At 41.2% G+C, this 15403-nt stretch carries 17 protein-coding genes; 10 read left to right on the forward strand and 7 right to left on the reverse strand.

The features are described 5' to 3' along the window. Positions 1 to 3: 3 nt before the first annotated feature. Genes F3G98_RS10695 through F3G98_RS01005 form a run of 8 tightly spaced genes read left to right on the forward strand, consistent with a single transcriptional unit; the run spans position 4 to position 5986 of the window. Positions 4 to 744, forward strand: a complete 741-nt coding sequence (locus F3G98_RS10695; protein WP_223231280.1) for a TOBE domain-containing protein — start codon at positions 4 to 6, stop codon at positions 742 to 744. Beyond that, the gene (gene modA / locus F3G98_RS00975; RefSeq protein WP_149725631.1) at positions 745 to 1500 is read left to right on the forward strand and encodes a molybdate ABC transporter substrate-binding protein; all 756 of its coding nucleotides are present in this window, start codon (positions 745 to 747) and stop codon (positions 1498 to 1500) included. Further along, entirely contained in the window at positions 1497 to 1886 is a 390-nt protein-coding gene (locus tag F3G98_RS00980; protein WP_103608540.1) for a TOBE domain-containing protein, read from the forward strand. The genes modA and F3G98_RS00980 overlap by 4 nt, the downstream gene beginning before the upstream one ends. A 2-nt stretch (positions 1887 to 1888) precedes the next feature. Continuing rightward, positions 1889 to 2746: a sulfate/molybdate ABC transporter ATP-binding protein gene (locus tag F3G98_RS00985; protein WP_103608541.1), complete on the forward strand. Its 858-nt coding sequence runs from the start codon at positions 1889 to 1891 to the stop codon at positions 2744 to 2746. Next, positions 2746 to 3420 (forward strand): molybdate ABC transporter permease subunit, encoded by a 675-nt coding sequence (gene modB, locus F3G98_RS00990; protein ID WP_103608542.1) that lies wholly within the window; start codon positions 2746 to 2748, stop codon positions 3418 to 3420. Before F3G98_RS00985 ends, modB begins: the two co-directional genes overlap by 1 nt. A 36-nt stretch (positions 3421 to 3456) precedes the next feature. Next, positions 3457 to 3954: a redoxin family protein gene (locus F3G98_RS00995; RefSeq protein ID WP_103608543.1), complete on the forward strand. Its 498-nt coding sequence runs from the start codon at positions 3457 to 3459 to the stop codon at positions 3952 to 3954. Positions 3955 to 3963: 9 nt separating this feature from the next. Further along, positions 3964 to 5520 carry a class I SAM-dependent methyltransferase gene (locus F3G98_RS01000; protein ID WP_103608544.1) on the forward strand — a complete coding sequence of 519 codons (1557 nt, stop codon included), beginning with the start codon at positions 3964 to 3966 and terminating at the stop codon, positions 5518 to 5520. Position 5521: 1 nt separating this feature from the next. After that, on the forward strand, positions 5522 to 5986 hold the full coding sequence (locus tag F3G98_RS01005; RefSeq protein ID WP_103608545.1) for a damage-inducible protein: 465 nt from the start codon (positions 5522 to 5524) through the stop codon (positions 5984 to 5986). Between the two features lie 2 nt (positions 5987 to 5988). Here F3G98_RS01005 and F3G98_RS01010 read toward each other — a convergent pair whose 3' ends face one another. From F3G98_RS01010 to F3G98_RS01020, 3 genes are read right to left on the reverse strand one after another with little or no spacing between them, the layout of a single operon-like run. Further along, positions 5989 to 6792, reverse strand: coding sequence for a 3'(2'),5'-bisphosphate nucleotidase CysQ family protein (locus tag F3G98_RS01010; protein WP_103608546.1), 804 nt, complete (start codon positions 6790 to 6792; stop codon positions 5989 to 5991). Then, positions 6789 to 8066 (reverse strand): citrate synthase, encoded by a 1278-nt coding sequence (locus F3G98_RS01015; protein ID WP_103597203.1) that lies wholly within the window; start codon positions 8064 to 8066, stop codon positions 6789 to 6791. The genes F3G98_RS01010 and F3G98_RS01015 overlap by 4 nt, the downstream gene beginning before the upstream one ends. Before the next feature lie 2 nt (positions 8067 to 8068). After that, on the reverse strand, positions 8069 to 9232 hold the full coding sequence (locus F3G98_RS01020) for a cation:proton antiporter (RefSeq protein WP_103608547.1): 1164 nt from the start codon (positions 9230 to 9232) through the stop codon (positions 8069 to 8071). Between the two features lie 116 nt (positions 9233 to 9348). Here F3G98_RS01020 and F3G98_RS01025 point away from each other — a divergent pair, with 116 nt between their 5' ends. Then, positions 9349 to 9831, forward strand: coding sequence for a hypothetical protein (locus F3G98_RS01025; protein ID WP_103608548.1), 483 nt, complete (start codon positions 9349 to 9351; stop codon positions 9829 to 9831). Positions 9832 to 10628: 797 nt separating this feature from the next. Here F3G98_RS01025 and crcB read toward each other — a convergent pair. Continuing rightward, complete coding sequence (crcB, locus tag F3G98_RS01030; RefSeq protein ID WP_149725632.1) at positions 10629 to 10982, reverse strand: fluoride efflux transporter CrcB; 354 nt, start codon at positions 10980 to 10982, stop codon at positions 10629 to 10631. Continuing rightward, positions 10982 to 11821 (reverse strand): biotin synthase, encoded by an 840-nt coding sequence (locus F3G98_RS01035; protein WP_149725633.1) that lies wholly within the window; start codon positions 11819 to 11821, stop codon positions 10982 to 10984. Before F3G98_RS01035 ends, crcB begins: the two co-directional genes overlap by 1 nt. 422 nt (positions 11822 to 12243) lie before the next feature. Here F3G98_RS01035 and F3G98_RS01040 point away from each other — a divergent pair, with 422 nt between their 5' ends. Next, positions 12244 to 12426: a hypothetical protein gene (locus F3G98_RS01040; protein WP_149724210.1), complete on the forward strand. Its 183-nt coding sequence runs from the start codon at positions 12244 to 12246 to the stop codon at positions 12424 to 12426. A 56-nt stretch (positions 12427 to 12482) separates the two neighbouring features. Here the strand turns inward: F3G98_RS01040 and F3G98_RS01045 are convergent, their stop codons facing one another. Both F3G98_RS01045 and topA read right to left on the reverse strand, forming a co-directional pair. Continuing rightward, positions 12483 to 13202 carry a leucine-rich repeat domain-containing protein gene (locus F3G98_RS01045; protein WP_149725634.1) on the reverse strand — a complete coding sequence of 240 codons (720 nt, stop codon included), beginning with the start codon at positions 13200 to 13202 and terminating at the stop codon, positions 12483 to 12485. Positions 13203 to 13261: 59 nt separating this feature from the next. Further along, positions 13262 to 15376 (reverse strand): type I DNA topoisomerase, encoded by a 2115-nt coding sequence (gene topA / locus F3G98_RS01050; RefSeq protein ID WP_103569958.1) that lies wholly within the window; start codon positions 15374 to 15376, stop codon positions 13262 to 13264. Positions 15377 to 15403 lie beyond the last annotated feature (27 nt).

Consider the following 15403-nt stretch of genomic DNA (forward strand, 5'->3'; position numbering starts at 1 on the left):
GATATAGAGGCAAAAACTGTTAAAGTGATCGAGGTTTTAAAAAATGCAAATTTAGATGATAAAGCAAAGACAAAAGAAATTTTTGCTCTGCTTGATCCACTATTTGACTATAAACAGATGGCAAAGATTAGCCTTGGCAAACGCTACAACAGCCTAAGTGCTGATGGCAACAAGAAAAATAGCGGCTCAGAGCTTAGCCCATATGCCAAAAAACTGATAAAAATTTACGACGCTATCCTCGAGACACAAAAGGACTTTTTGCAAAAAATTTGTCAAAAGGTTGATTTTGAAGATGTTGATATCATAAATTTACAAAGAATGAGTATGAATTTAAGCGCTAGAAACCAGCTCTCATGCGAGATCGTTAGTATAAACAGAGGTGCTGTAAATTCTGAGATCACTGCAAAGCTAAGCAATGGCAACACGCTTGAAGCGACCATAACAGTCGAAAGCGAGAAAAATTTAGGTCTAAAAGTGGGTCAAAAAGTTGTTTTCATCTTTAAAGCGCCATCTGTCATCCTTGCAAAAGATCTTGATATAAAAATAAGCACTAAAAATCAGCTAAAAGGTGAGGTCATCGAGGCAAAGATAGGTGCTGTAAATGCTGAAGTCACGCTAAAACTAAGCGATGAGCAGACCTTAACTGCCATCATCACAAAAGATAGCGCGATGGATATGCAAATAGGCGTTGGTGACACGCTTTTAGCAATAGTAAAATCATCTCAAATCATTATAGGAGTATAAATGAAAAGGGTTTTTAAATTTCTATGTGTGGCAGCTCTGCTTGCCATAAACGCACTTGGCGCAGAGGTAAATGTCTATGCCGCAGCAAACACGACTTACGCGTTTCCTGAGCTTATAAAAGAGTTTAACAATCTTCATCCAGACGCTAAGATCAACCTAACTCTTGGCGCAAGCGGCGGCCTTGTCACGCAGATACAAAATTCAGCTCCAGCTGATATTTTCATGGCTGCTGATATGGGCTTTGCGCAAAAGGCCTACGACACAGGCTTTGCAGTGGCTGCTCCAAAGGTTTATGCACAAGGCGCTGTGGCGATCTTTTCTATAAGAGATGTGGATTTTAAAAAGGGTATCGAAGTGGTTCGTGGCTTAAAAGCGATCTCAATAGCAAATCCAGAGACTGCACCTTACGGCAGGGCTAGTATCGAGGCTCTTAAAAATGCAAAACTTTATGACGAAGTAGAGAAAAACATCGTCTACGCTCAAAAAATTTCTGAGACACTTTCTCAGGCACTAAGTGCTTCAGATGTTGGATTTATCGCTGCTAGCGCGCTTTTTAGCGAGAAAATGGCAAAATACAAAGAGGGCACTAACTATATCTTCGTGCCTCAAGAGCTCTACACTCCGATCGATCAAGGCATTGTGCTCTTAAAACATGCTGATGGTAACGCTGATGCGAAGGCATTTTATGAGTTTATCTTGAGCGAAAAGGCAAGAGAAATTTTCAAGAAATTTGGCTACAACGTCCCAGCTAAATGATAAGAGCAAAGATCGTTCAAATTTCATCCAAAGATGGCGTCAGCTTTTTTGAGCTTGAGTGCTTAAATTTAGGGACAAATTTATATATGCTAGCCTTAAATGAGGCTAGCAAATTTGCTCTAAATGATGAGGTGAGCTTAAATTTCAAAAGCTCAGATGTCGTTTTATCAAGGCTTAGACTTGAGGCTAGTTCGCTTGAAAATGAGCTAAAATGCGAGGTCGCTGGCATAACTCGCGGCGAAATTTTAAGCATAGTTAGCCTAAAGTGTGAGCAGCTTTGCTTTGAAGCTATCATCTCAGATCACGCTCTAAAAGGGCTAAATTTAGCGGTAGGCGATCAGGTTTTTGCCTACGTTAAATCAACAAGTATCCACGTAAGCGCTTAAAAATGATAGAAATTTCATGCAAAAAAGAGCTAAATGGCGGTGGCGGTAAATTTATGCTTGAGGCTGAGCTTGCCTTTGAAAGTGGCGAGTTTGTCGCACTTTATGGAGCAAGTGGCGGAGGTAAAACGACGATTTTAAGGCTCATTGCTGGCTTTGAAGCCCCACAAAGTGGCGTGATAAAGGTTGGCGATAAGATATTTTTTGACAAAAAGACAAATTTAGCCCCGCAAAAGCGAAATATCGGCTTTTTGTTTCAAGACTACGCCCTTTTTGAAAATATGAACGTCTTTAAAAATTTGCTTTTTGCAAATAATGATGAAAATTTAGCAAACAAACTACTTGAAATTTGCGAGCTAAAGAGCCTAAAAAACGCCAAGATAGGCGAACTTTCAGGCGGTCAAAAGCAGCGCGTGGCACTTGCTCGTGCGGTGATGAGAAAGCCAGAAATTTTACTGCTTGATGAGCCACTAAGTGCCCTAGATAACGCCATGCGCGAGAAGCTGCAGGATTATTTACTAGCGCTTCACGATGAGTTTAAGATGAGTGTTATCTTAGTAAGTCACGACATAGCTGAAATTTACAAGCTTTGTAGCAAGGTTTTTGTCCTTGAAAATGGCAAAATTTCAAGATCTGGCAGTGCGAGCGAGATATTTTTAAAAAGTGCAGGATCGCAAAAATTTGCATTTAACGCTAAGGTTTTAGAGATCAAAAAGTGTGACGCCATTTTTGTAGCAAGCGTGCTAATAAACCGCCAAATTTGCGAGATCGTGCTAAGTAGCGCAGAGGCTGATGGTCTAAGAGCTGGCGACACCGCCATAGTTAGCACAAAAGCCTTTGGCGTAAATTTGGTAAAAGCATGATGAACGAGCTAGCAAATATTGATTACGAGCCGTTTTGGCTCTCACTAAAACTCTCTTTTATCACGACATTTATCCTATTTTTATTCTGCGTAGGACTTGCTTATTTTATGTCACAAAAGAAATTCTTTGGCAAGGCATTTTTAGAGTCCATCATCTCGCTGCCTTTGGTGCTGCCACCAAGCGTTCTTGGCTTTTATCTGCTCATTTTTCTCTCGCCCTACTCAGCCTTTGGCAAATTTATCGAAGAGCTCTTTGGTGTGAGGCTAGTTTTTAACTTCACTGGCCTTGTTGTGGCAAGCTGCATCTACTCGCTGCCATTTATGTTTGGGCCCATTTACGCTGGACTAAATAGCCTAAAAAAGAGCCTTTTTGAGGCGAGCTACAGCCTTGGCAAAAGCAAGCTTACGACCATTTTTAGAGTCATCTTGCCAAGCATCAGATCAAACTTACTAACCGCGATCGTTGTTAGTTTTGCTCATACGATGGGTGAGTTTGGCGTAGTTTTGATGATAGGTGGCAGCGTGGCTGGCGAGAGCAAGGTCGCTAGTATCGCGATATTTGAAGCAGTTGAGATGCTTGACTATACCAAAGCTCACATCTATGCACTTTTGATGCTAATAATCAGCTTTTTCATTCTTTTTATCGTCTATCTCTTAAATTCTAAAAAAGCTTAAAGATATATAATAGATAAAATTTTTAAAGGACGAAACATGATAAAAGTGCCTACAAGCATCTATCTAAGGACTTTAGACGGTAAAGAATTTGACTTTTCAGCCTTTGCAAGGACCCACGACTGCGTAGTTTTTATCTATCCAAAGATAGGCGAGGACTTTGAGCTTTTAAGCGAGCAGCTGCAAAATACTGCGGGCATGAAAGGCTGCACGAAGCAAGCGATAAACTACAAAAAACTTCTTAAAGAATTTAACGATCTTGGCTTTATGATAGTAGCTATTGGCTCCCAAGATATCGCTGCTCAGAAGAAATTTGAAGAAGAGACCGCAACTGGCGTGATGTTTTTAAACGATAGCGAGTTTATGCTAGAGCGCGCACTTGAATTGCCTGTATTTGCAGCTTCAAATGGGCATAAATTTTACTTTCGTCAAACACTTATCATAAAAGGTGGCAATATAAGGCGAGCATATATCGTTGATGAGCCTGAAAACGACGCTAAAAATATGCTGGAGAAGATAAAAAACGAAGACTACTAAGGATAGAAAATGGACAAAAATAGCAAGATCGAAAAGTCTTACGACGAGCTAACATATAAATCAGCAGCATTTGCGCAGTCATCGCCCTATAAACTAGAGGCTTGCGCTACGCTTCTTGGCATCAACCCACCGCCTTGCAAAAACGCAAAAGTTTTAGAGATAGGGTGCAGTTTTGGTGGAAATTTGATCCCATTTGCCGTAAATAACGAGAACGCAAGAGTAGTTGGCATCGATCTTAGCGGCGAGCAAATAAGACGTGGCAAAGAGATCGTAAAAGAGATAGGTCTAAGCAATTTAGAGCTAATCCACGGCGATATCTGCGAGTTTAAAAGTGATGAGAAATTTGACTACATCATCGCTCACGGCGTCTTTAGCTGGGTGCCTGACTTTGTAAAAGATGCTATTTTAAGGGTCGTAAGAGAAAATTTAAGCCAAAACGGCGTGGCGTTTATCTCTTATAACACATACCCAGGTTGGAAAGTAAAAGATGTCGTGCGTGATCTCATGCTGCTCGCCGCAAAAGATAAAGATAGCACAGAAGAGCAGCTAAAAGCTGCTAAAGAGGCGCTTTTAGTATATAAAGAGGTCTTGCTAACGAAGCTTGGCGCAAACTACGAAGATAAGATCCCTGCAAAGTTGCTGCTTCACTGGATAGATAACGTACTTAAAAAGGATGATTTTTATATAGCTCATGAGTTTTTAGAAGAGATAAATGATCCATTTTACTTTAAAGACTTTAACGCCATGCTAGCTAAAAACGATCTTGCCTATCTTTGCGAATACGGACTTGAAGATCTTTTTGTGCCAGATCTTGGTATAGAGTATATAGATAACTATAAAGATAGCAAATTTAAAGATAGGATCGATCTTGAGCAGTTTTTAGATATAGTTAGCAACAAGGTCTTTAGGCAAAGTCTCATCGTGCATGCTAAGGCTTATGAGAGCGTGGCTAATAAACAAATAGGCCCAAGCGATGTTAATAAAATTCACGTCGTGGCCGACTTTGTAAAAAAAGATGATGGCTGGCATGATAAATTTGCTCTTATGCCTCAAGATATCTCTTGGCTTTGTGAGGTATTTTACGGGATGTATCCAGCAAGTATAAATCTCTCTCAAATTTTAGAGATTTTGCCAGAAGATAAGCTAGCAGTTTATAGCGCTTTTGTAAGGCTTTTAACTAACTCAGCAGACGCAATGATAGTAAAAGACGAGCTAAAAGATATAGAGTACGCTCCAAATTACTCAAGGCTAAAGACAAATTTAACTGGCTATATAAAGTATTTTTTAAACCATAAAGATAACGCAGACATTACCTTTGCAAACAAATTTGGTCTCACAGAACGTCTTGACAGACTTGATTACTATATATTTTTGCTACTTGATGGTAAAAATAATTTAGAAGAAATAGCTGCTAAGAGTTTGAAATTTGTAAAAGAAAACAGCATAAAAATATCTAATAAAAATGGCAAAGAGCTTAAAAAAGACAAACTAGTCACTCACTTAAAGGGCTATATCGTGGGCACAGCAAAGATAGCTAGCATGCTCTATTTGCTTGAGGAAATTTAAAATGAAAAGAACTTTAGCTCTTATATTTTGTATATTTCTAGCAGGTTGTGCTAGCAAGCCAAGTGTAAAAAATCTAAATCTTAAAAACAGCCTAAACTACGGTGGAGAGGAGCTTGCAAAGATACTTGAGCAAGATGATGCAGTGGCATTTAGCAGCAACTTGCGTGAGGGAGTTTTCATCTACATAAGTAACGCTAAAGTAGCAAACTATCTTGGCATAGTAAGAGCTGAGAGACACGCTAAATTTAGCGTAAAAGAGCTAGGTAAAAACGATCTTTTGATAAAAAGTGTAAATGATCTAACGCAAAGCTTTGATGCCAGTTTAGAGCGAGCTAGAGAGCTAAAATGTGGCACTTTAGTGATCAGACTAAAAGATAAATTTCAAGATTTAGAAGCGGCAAATAAATTTTTAGAGCAAAACGAAAGCGCATTTTTAAAGATGAGTGGTGAGATAAGGTGCAAGTAGCCTTATCTGCCCTGCTCTATAAGCTTAAAAACTTCATCCTCTAAGCTCAAAGCATTTTTGCCAAAAGCTACGTAAAATGGGCTTTTTAGATCCGCTAGCTTGTAGCTTGGCTCGCATCTGTCGCTAGCGTTTAAGACCTTGCCACCGCTAAATTTCACTACCGCCTCGCCTGCAGCGTTGTCCCAAAGATAGCTTGGGCTAAATCTCACATATATCCCGCCAAGCTCGGCTAAACGGCAAAATTTAATGGCAGATCCGATGCATTTTTGCTCTAAATTTAAGCTATCTCTTATAAGCGTAGCCCTCTTCGTCTCGCCTCTTCTGCTTGAAAAGATGAAGTTATTTAAGCTTTTAGCTTTTTCATTTAGATCATCTCTTGCTACGACCTCACCATTTGCGCCTAAAATTTCTTTAAAAGCGCCGTTTTCATCAGCGCAAAAAAGCTCTTTGCTAACTGGGATAAAAATGACGCCAAGCACCGGCCTAGCCTCTTTTATAAGCGCTATGCAAACGCAAAATTCACCGTTTCTAGCTAGAAATTCTTTCGTGCCATCAAGGGGATCAACTAGCCAAAACTCATCTTTGTCGCTATCTTGTAAGATGCTCTCTTCAGAGCAAATTTTTATCCCGCTTTTGCTTAGCTCTTTTAGTATCACCTCATTTGCCGCTAGATCAGCGCTAGTTAGCGGCGAGCTGTCATCTTTTAGGCAGACTTTAAGCGCCTGGCTATTAGATGAGTAAAATTTCATTATCTCACCTCCAGCGCTGATGGCTGCCTTGATGGCTAAATTTAAAAGCTCGCTCATTTTGGTGTTCTGTTTGTCTCTCCGACGTAGAGCTGTCTTGGGCGGACGATCTTTATGCTCTCTTGCTCTTTTAGCTCGATCCACTGGCTGATCCAGCCTGGCGTCCTGCCGATCACGAAGATGACGGCAAACATATTGTTTGGTATGCCAAGCGCCTTTAAAATGAGCCCTGAGTGAAAGTCGACGTTTGGATATAAATTTCTACTTACAAAGTAGTCGTCATTTAGCGCGATCTCTTCGATGCGGTTGGCGATCTTTATAAGCTCTGAGCTAATGCCGATCTCATCCATCAGCTGATCTCTCATCTTTTTAAGCACCTTTGCGCGTGGGTCAAAGTTTTTATAGACCCTGTGACCAAAGCCCATTAGTCTAAATGGATCGTTCTTGTCCTTTGCTCTAGCGATGTATTTATCGACGTTTGCGACCGAGCCGATCTCTTCAAGCTGGCGGATAACACCCTCGTTTGCTCCGCCATGAGCCCAGCCCCAAAGTGCGCCGATACCTGCGCTTATACATGCGTATGGGTGCGCGTGCGTAGAGCCAACAGTCCTAACAGTCGTAGTCGAGGCGTTTTGCTCGTGGTCAGCGTGGAGCATAAAGACCGTATCAAGCGCCTTTATCTCGATAGGCTTAAGATCGACGTGCTCGTATGGATATCCCCTCATCATGTAGAGGAAATTTTCAGTAAAGCCACGATCTAAATTTGGATAGATGATAGGAAGTCCGCGTGAGTAGCGGTAGCTAAAGGCCGCTATCGTTGGAATTTTAGCGATTATCCTCATAGCCATTTCGTGATACTCTTCAGGTTTATCCATGTTTAGGTGGTCTGAGTAAAAGGCACTTAGCGCAGAGACTGCCGCCTGCAAGATCGCCATAGGGTGCGCCTTGTCTGGAAATGCATCAAATAGCTTCATCATGCCCTCGTGTATGAAGCTCCTTTTTTTAAGCTCATCTTTAAAGCTTGCATATTGCTCATTAGTTGGTAGCTCTTTGTTTAAAAGCAGATAGGCAACGTCTAAAAATGTCTTATTTTCAGCCAGATAGGCGATGTCGTAGCCTCTATACATGAGCTCGCCCTTTAGTCCGTCGATGTATGTTATGGCTGAGCGGCACATCGCAGTTGAGGTGTAGCCCCGATCAAAGGTAAACATCCCAGTGTCACTAAAAAAGGTCGATATGTCGATGACATCTGGCCCCATCGTGCCTTTTAGGATAGGAAATTCATAGCTCTTGCCAGTTCGGTTGTCGATTAGTGTGGCTGTATTTGATGACATTTTTACTCCTTGCTTTTTGATTGCATTAAAATTTTGATGATTATAGCTCCTATTATAGCTTGTGCGAGGCTCGCTAGGATGAAAGATGAGTAAGAATAGTCACTTATTTCGCCTGATTTGTGTGCGATAGTAGCAACTGCGATCAAAAGAGTGAGCGGCATAGACTGCGAAACTGAAAACAAAAATATCCCTCTAAAGCCAAGCTTGCCCAAAAAGAGCAAACTAGATAGAACCCTCGTGCCAAGCATCGCTAAAAATATAAAAATAGCATCCTTTATCACTTCGCTAGATCCTAGGCTTGAAAGCTTAAAAGTAGAGCCTATGTGGATGAAAAATATCGGCACCAAAAAGCCAAATCCAAAGCTTGAAAGCTTGTGTGGCAAGTCCTTTTTGTGATCAAAAAATGTCGTGATAAACATACCTGCGATAAACGCACCAAAGGCGACCTCTAAATTTAGATAGAGCATCAAAGCTATCATCGTGAAAAATACCGCGATACAAAGCCTAATGTCCTTCTCATCCTTGTCGTAGTGTGGCATAAGCACCACTTTAAGCCCCGGATACCACCAAAAAAGCACGTCCAAAATTTTAAAGCTAAGCACGCTGATAGCCAAAAACAGGATCAAATAGCCAATCGTTAGCCATAAATTTATACTCGCTCCAAACTGCAAGTAAGCAGCGGTAAATGTTAGAAGCGTGATGCTTAAAAGCTCGCCGATAGTTGCTATTAGCATGCTTAAATTTAGCCACTCTTGCTGCTTGCCATACTCCTTAAATAGTGTAAATACCATACCAACGGCCATTATCGGGATGATGATGATGTAAAGCAGGCTTAGCTCAAGTCCTAGCGTCAGGGCCGTGGCTAGAGCGTAGATGAGCGCTAGATAGATGAGCCCAAGGCGCAAAATTTTACGGTCGATGTTTATGAGCATCCTAAGGTCGATCTCCATGCCAGCTAGAAACATCAAAAAGAAAAAGCCAACTTCGCTGATGAGCTTAAACATCTCGTTTTCGCCGACAACTCCGATGTAGCCAGCAACCGCTCCAAGTAGTATCTCAGCAGGCGCGACTGGGATGCGTAAAATTTTAGAAATATAAGGCGAAGCAAAGACGATAAATGCCAAAACGACAAGAATGCTAAGCTCGCTTGCTTGGTGTAACTGCAAAAAGATCCTTAAAATAAAAATGCCTGATTGTATAAAAAGCTTTGTTATTTTTTGATTAAGCTAAGCGAAATTTAGGCAAAATAGCGGCTATTTTTAGAAATTTGGAGTGAAATTTTATGCGTAAATTTAGCCTTTTTGTTTTGCTGTTTTTTGGTCTCTTTTCTTTAGCAGATGAGCTAAGCTTGGTTGAGAGTTTTAGGTTTGATGGGAGCACATTTTATAAAAAGCAAGTGGTTAAAAATGAGAGCTTTTACTTTTTAAAAAATGAAAATATGGACGAGCACTTTGCCTCGTTTAAGGTAAAGTTTAACAAAGATGTCAAGACAAAAAGCGAGCTAGAGGAGCTAAAAAAGGCTCTTAAGCAAGATAAAAACGTGCTTTTTAGCGAAGAAAATGATCAAATTTTAGCCCTCATAAAAGATGAAACTAAGAGCAAAAATATAGAAATAATCCACTTTTTGCTTAAAAAAGATGGAGTTTTGATGCTTTCGTATGAGAGAATTTACGACCCACAAACATCAGCAGATGCGCTTAAGCCGGTGCTTTTAAGCGAAGCTAGAAATTTTATGCTGCAGATGCCAAAGATAGAAGCTAGATAGAGAGGTGCATGTGGCGGCACTACGTACTGCATGCAATTTTATTAAATTTGAGCAAATTTTAAAATTTCATGAACGAGTAATTTCGGCTCTGATTTTAGTGGCAAGCTTTGCGAGACCTAAAATCAGTAGTCAATTCTTGCGAGTGAATGAAGTTTTAAAATTTGCGCGATAGTAAATTTCTATTTTTAAAAATACAGACTTTCTTTATTTTTAAGTTCTTTTATTCAAAAGGGAGACAAGGGGACTCGAGTTACGAGGCCGTCCCCTTATCCCCCTTTTTAAATCCCCCAATCCCCTCGCACGTTCAAGGAGCATGCGATAGCACTATCGTGCCGCATGTGTTTTATGCCAAAGGAGTTTATAACAAATTTTAAAATTTATGAGCGAGCATATCACGGCTCTAAATTTAGTGGCGAATAGTTATGAGCCCTAAATTTAGTAGTCTGCTAAGGCGAGTGAGTAAAATTTTAAAATTTGCAAAATAGCTTTTTAGAAATTTAAAGTTTTGTTTCTTTGTTAAGGGGGAAGAGGCTTGAATTACGAAGTCGCTCCCTTCCCCCTTAACAATCCCCTAACCCCGACGACGTTAGAAGTGCATGCGATAAGCACTATCGTGCCGCATGTGTTAAAAGCTCTGACAAATTTTAAAATTTCATGAGCGAGTAATTTCGGCTCTAAAATTTGAGCTAAGCGGTGAGCGAAGCCAAATTTTAGTAGCCAACTCTTGCGAGTGAATGGAATTTTAAAATTTGCAAAATGGCATAGATAAAGTTATTTTATTGTGCACCTTAAAAACCTCACAAATTTTTACCAAACAAAATGCCAAGATAGCTTGCGAGCAGGCAAAGGCTAAGGTTTAAAAATATATTTAAAAAGCCTTTTACAAGTTCGCCTTCTAGTAAAAATTTAACGCTATCAAGGCTAAAGCTTGAAAATGTGGTAAAGCCGCCAAGTATGCCAACGACCAAGAAAACTCTCACGCTTTGGCTTAAATTTAAGCAAAATAAAACGCCGATAATGAAGCTGCCAAGCACATTTACACCAAGCGTGGCTAGGGGAAAGTGGCTAAATTTTAGCAGCTCACCAGCTAAAAACCTGCATCCAGCTCCGATAAAGCCCCCAAGCCCAGCAAAAAGCAAATTTACAAGCATTAGTGGCAGATGCTTGCAAAGCTAAAACCACGCTTTGTAAGCTCCTCGATGTCCTTGCTTGCCTTCTCGCCCTTTGCGGTGAGATAGTCGCCTATCACGATCGCGTCTGCGCCATTTTCAAAGATCTCGTACTGCCTCTGGCCCAATATCTTCTCCCTGCCGCCAGCTATCATGACCCTAGTTTCTGGTAGCGCGCTTTTGGTCTCACGCACGATTTTTAGGGCTTCATCCGCGCTAAGAGGTGGCTGATCAAGCCTTAGAGCGTCGCTTTTTATGAAAAAATTTATAGGCGACGAAAACGGCTCAAGCTCTTTTAAGCTAGCTCTAAAGCTCACCCTGTCGGCCTCGCTCTCGCCAACGCCGTAAATGCCACCAGTGCAAAGCATGAGCCCAGCCCTTTTTGCGTCTAAATTTGTCTGATATCGCTCGTCCCAAGAGTGCGTTGTGCAGATTTTTGGGAAATATTCGCGGCTAGTTTCTAAGTTGTGGTTGTAGCTAAAAACGCCAGCATTTTTGAGCTCACAAAGCTGCTCGTAAGTCGCCATACCGTTACATGCAATGAGCATCAAATTTGGCACTTCTTTGCTCACGGCGCGCGCCAAATAAGCGATGTAGTCGGTCTTTTTATCATTTAGCCTAGCACCACTTGTGACTAAACAAAAGCCAAGAGCGTGGTTTTTATAAGCCATTTTGGCTTCGTCCACCACCTGCTGCACGCTTTTTTCTTTAAATTTCGTGATATCAGCGCCAGCTTTGGCACTTTGCGTGCAATAAGCGCAGTCCTCAGCGCAGTTTCCCTGAGAGACGGAGCATATCGCACAAAGCATAATTGTTTTCATTTTTTATCCTTTTTTGGGGAGCATTATAGCTTTGGTAGGTTTAAAATTTAAGTAGAGTGGCTTGAATTTATGAAAAAAACGGGTAAATTTTAAAATTTAATAAGCGAGCATATCACGGCTCTAAATTTAGTGCTAAATGAAGTGCAGCCTAAATTTAGTAGTCTGCTAAGGCAAGCGAGTAAAGATTTAAAATTTGTAAATTTGCTTTGTCAAATCAAATGAGTGTCAAGTAAATTTTTAAATTTCATGAACGAGCAATTTCGGCTCTAAAATTTGAGCTAAGCTGCAAGCGAAGCCAAATTTTAGTAGTCAACTCTTGCGAGTAAATGGAATTTTAAAATTTACAAAATAGCAAATTTCTCTTTTAAAAATACGGACCTTAAATTTAAAAACTCTTTTATCCAAAAGGGAGACAAGGGGACTTGAATTACGAAGCCGCCCCCTTATCCCCCTTTTTAAATCCCCCCGTCTGCTTGCAGTTACAAGACGAAGTCGAAGTAAAAACCCCTCGCACGTTAGAAGTGCATGCGATAAGCACTATCGTGCCGCATGCGTTTTATCATCATGCAAGTTTCAAGCAAATTTTAAAATTTACGAGCGAGTAAGATTTTACAATTTACTCTTAAAAATAAAACTATGCGAAAATTTAAATTTTACAGCATCACTTTTTCTTATAAATTTCCGCTCTCTCTTTTAAAAGCCCTGTTTTTAAATTTGGCAAAGCGCTAAGCTCGTCAAAAAGTCCAAAAAGTGCGTGCTGTGGTGGCAGGCTTAGGTGAGTGATGGATTTTAGAGATAAGATAGGCGAGTAGTCCTTGCTTTTTAGCCTAGCCACCAAGATCACGAGGCTCGTAAGTCCTGGCATCTGGCGCAAAAACTCTAAGCTTTCGATGTGGATAAATTTAGGCGAAAGTCCGTCTCCGCTGATCTCTAGGCTCTTTAAATTTTGCAAATTTGAAAGCGCAGAGTAGTCACTTATCTTTTGAAAATTCTCCACCGCAAGGCTTTCAAGTCCAGTAAGTTTAGCGATCGGTGCGATGCTTTTTACGCTGGCTCCAGAGCCTACAAAAAGGCTCTTTAGACTAGAAAGATTTGCCAGCGCGTCAAGGCTCTCATACGAGCCCCATTTGATGTGAAGGCTCTTTAAATTTCTTTGGCAACACGCTGCGTCAAAGAGCTCTTGAGGCATTTTGGTGCAAAAGTTAAGCTCGTCAAATGCCTCCTGCTCGCTTCTTAAAAAGTCGCACCACTCATCAAGCACTGCTCTTTTTTGCTTGGCGGTTTTATACTGCGGCGTGAAGCTGTCCCCTAGCTGCGTGCAGTTTATCACAAGGCTCTTTTGCCCTTTATACTGGCTAACTTCTACGATAGTTTCAGGCATTTAAAGTCCAAATTTATAAGCCAAATTTAGGCTCAAGGGCTAAAATTTGGCTAGAAATTTTAATTTTCAGAGATAAGTGTCTTTTTCTTACACTTTGTGCACTCTATAAAAGTGCCTTTTTTAAGCTCTTTTTTGATCATATCGCCGCCGCACTCGTCGCATTTTTGCGCGACTGGCTCGTAGTTTGAGATGAAGTCGCATTTTGGATAGTTGGCACATCCATAAAATTTACCGCGCCTGCTAAATCTCTCTACGATCTCGCCGCCACACTTTGGACATGGCACATCAAGCTTTTTAAGCTCACGTTTTGGCTTAGCAGCCGTTGCAGAGCCAGTTTTTGCACTCTTTTCATTATCTTTTGCGACGTTTCTTGAGTATTTGCATTTTGGGAAATTTGAGCAAGCGATAAACTCACCGTATCTGCCCTTTCTAAGCACTAGCTCGCTTCCGCACTCTGGGCACTTCTCGCCGATCGGAGTGGCTGTTTTTAGGCTTTTTATGCCAGTTTTGCCAGCGCTAATTTTTTCCATAAATGGATAGTAAAAGTCGCTTAGCACCTTTTGCCAGTCAGCCTTGTCAAGTGCGATCTCATCGAGCTTTTCTTCAAGATGTGAGGTAAATTCGCTATCGACGATGTTGCTAAAGTGCTCCTCCAAAACGCCTATCATGCTAAATGCGATCTCGTTTGGTATGAGCTGCTTTTTCTCGATCCTCACGTAGTCTCTTGATGTTAGTAGCGAGATGGTCGGTGCGTAGGTGCTTGGGCGGCCGATGCCTAGACTTTCTAGCTTTTTAACAAGGCCAGCTTCAGAGTACCTAGCTGGTGGCTCGGTGAAGTTTTGCGTGCTTTTTATGCTTTGCAAGCTCATCTCATCGCCTTTTTTTAAATTTGGTAAAATTTTATCCTTATCAAGCTCGCCATAAACCTTGTAAAAGCCGTCAAATAGCACCTTTCTGCCACTTATCTTAAACTCGCCTTTTTCGCTTGCGACATAGACATTTTGCGTTTGGCTCACACATGCGCTCATTTGACATGCTAAAAATCTATTGTAGATGAGTGTGTAGAGTTTTAGCGCATCTTTTTCTAGAAATTTAGCGGCAATTTGCGGTGTGAAGTTTAAATTTGTAGGGCGGATCGCCTCGTGGGCTTCCTGCGCGCCTTTTGAGCTTGTCGTGTAGCTTATCGCTTTGGCCGGCAGATACTCTTTGCCGTAGTTTTGCAGGATATGCTCTCTAGCGGCAGCGACGGCCTCTTTGGCTAAATTTAAGCTATCTGTTCTCATGTATGTGATCGCACCCATGAAGCCCTCGTTTGTTTGCACGCCCTCATAGAGGCTTTGCGCGATCATCATCGTCTTTTTAGGGCTAAAACCAAGACGGTTACTCGCACTTTGCTGAAGAGTTGAAGTCATAAATGGCGGGCTTGGCTGGATCTTTCTATCCTTGCTCTCGATCTCACGGACGCTAAATTTCTCATTTTGTAAATTTTCAATGATGTATTTTGCGCGGTCAGGATTTTGAATGGTTAGCTTTTCTATCTTTTGGTTTTCAAATTTAACTAGCTCGGCGTCTAGATCTTTTTTAAAAACGGTGTCAATGGTGTAGTATTCAACTGGTTTAAATGCCTGAATTTCACGCTCGCGGTCGACTATTATCTTTAGCGCCGCACTTTGCACACGGCCAGCGCTTAAGCCTTTTTGTATCTTTAAATTTAAAAGCGGGCTTAGCTTGTAGCCAACGATGCGGTCAAGTAAGCGCCTTGTTTGCTGGGCATTGACGCTGTTCATATCGACGTGTCTTGGGCTTTTTAGAGCGTTTTGTATGGCACTTTTGGTGATCTCGTGAAAGACGATGCGAGGCAGGCTGGTTGGCTCTTTGCCGATAGCATTTGCGATGTGAAACGCGATCGCCTCACCCTCTCTATCCTCATCGGTCGCGAGATAAATTTCATCTGCACCTTTAGCAAGCTCTTTTATCTCTTTTACGATGGCGGAGTGATCACTGCTGATGCGATACTCTGGGGTAAATTTATCATCCTCTATCTTGATACCAAAGCTCGTTTTTGGCAGGTCTCTGATGTGGCCTTTTGAGGCGATGACGTTGTAGCTTTTGTCTAAGAAATTTTTGATAGTCTTTGCTTTTGCGGGAGATTCCACGATGATTAAGCTTTTCATTTATATATAGCCTTTAAATTTTTTGGC

The organism is Campylobacter concisus, assembly GCF_902460895.1.
GTDB lineage: Bacteria > Campylobacterota > Campylobacteria > Campylobacterales > Campylobacteraceae > Campylobacter_A > Campylobacter_A concisus_BC.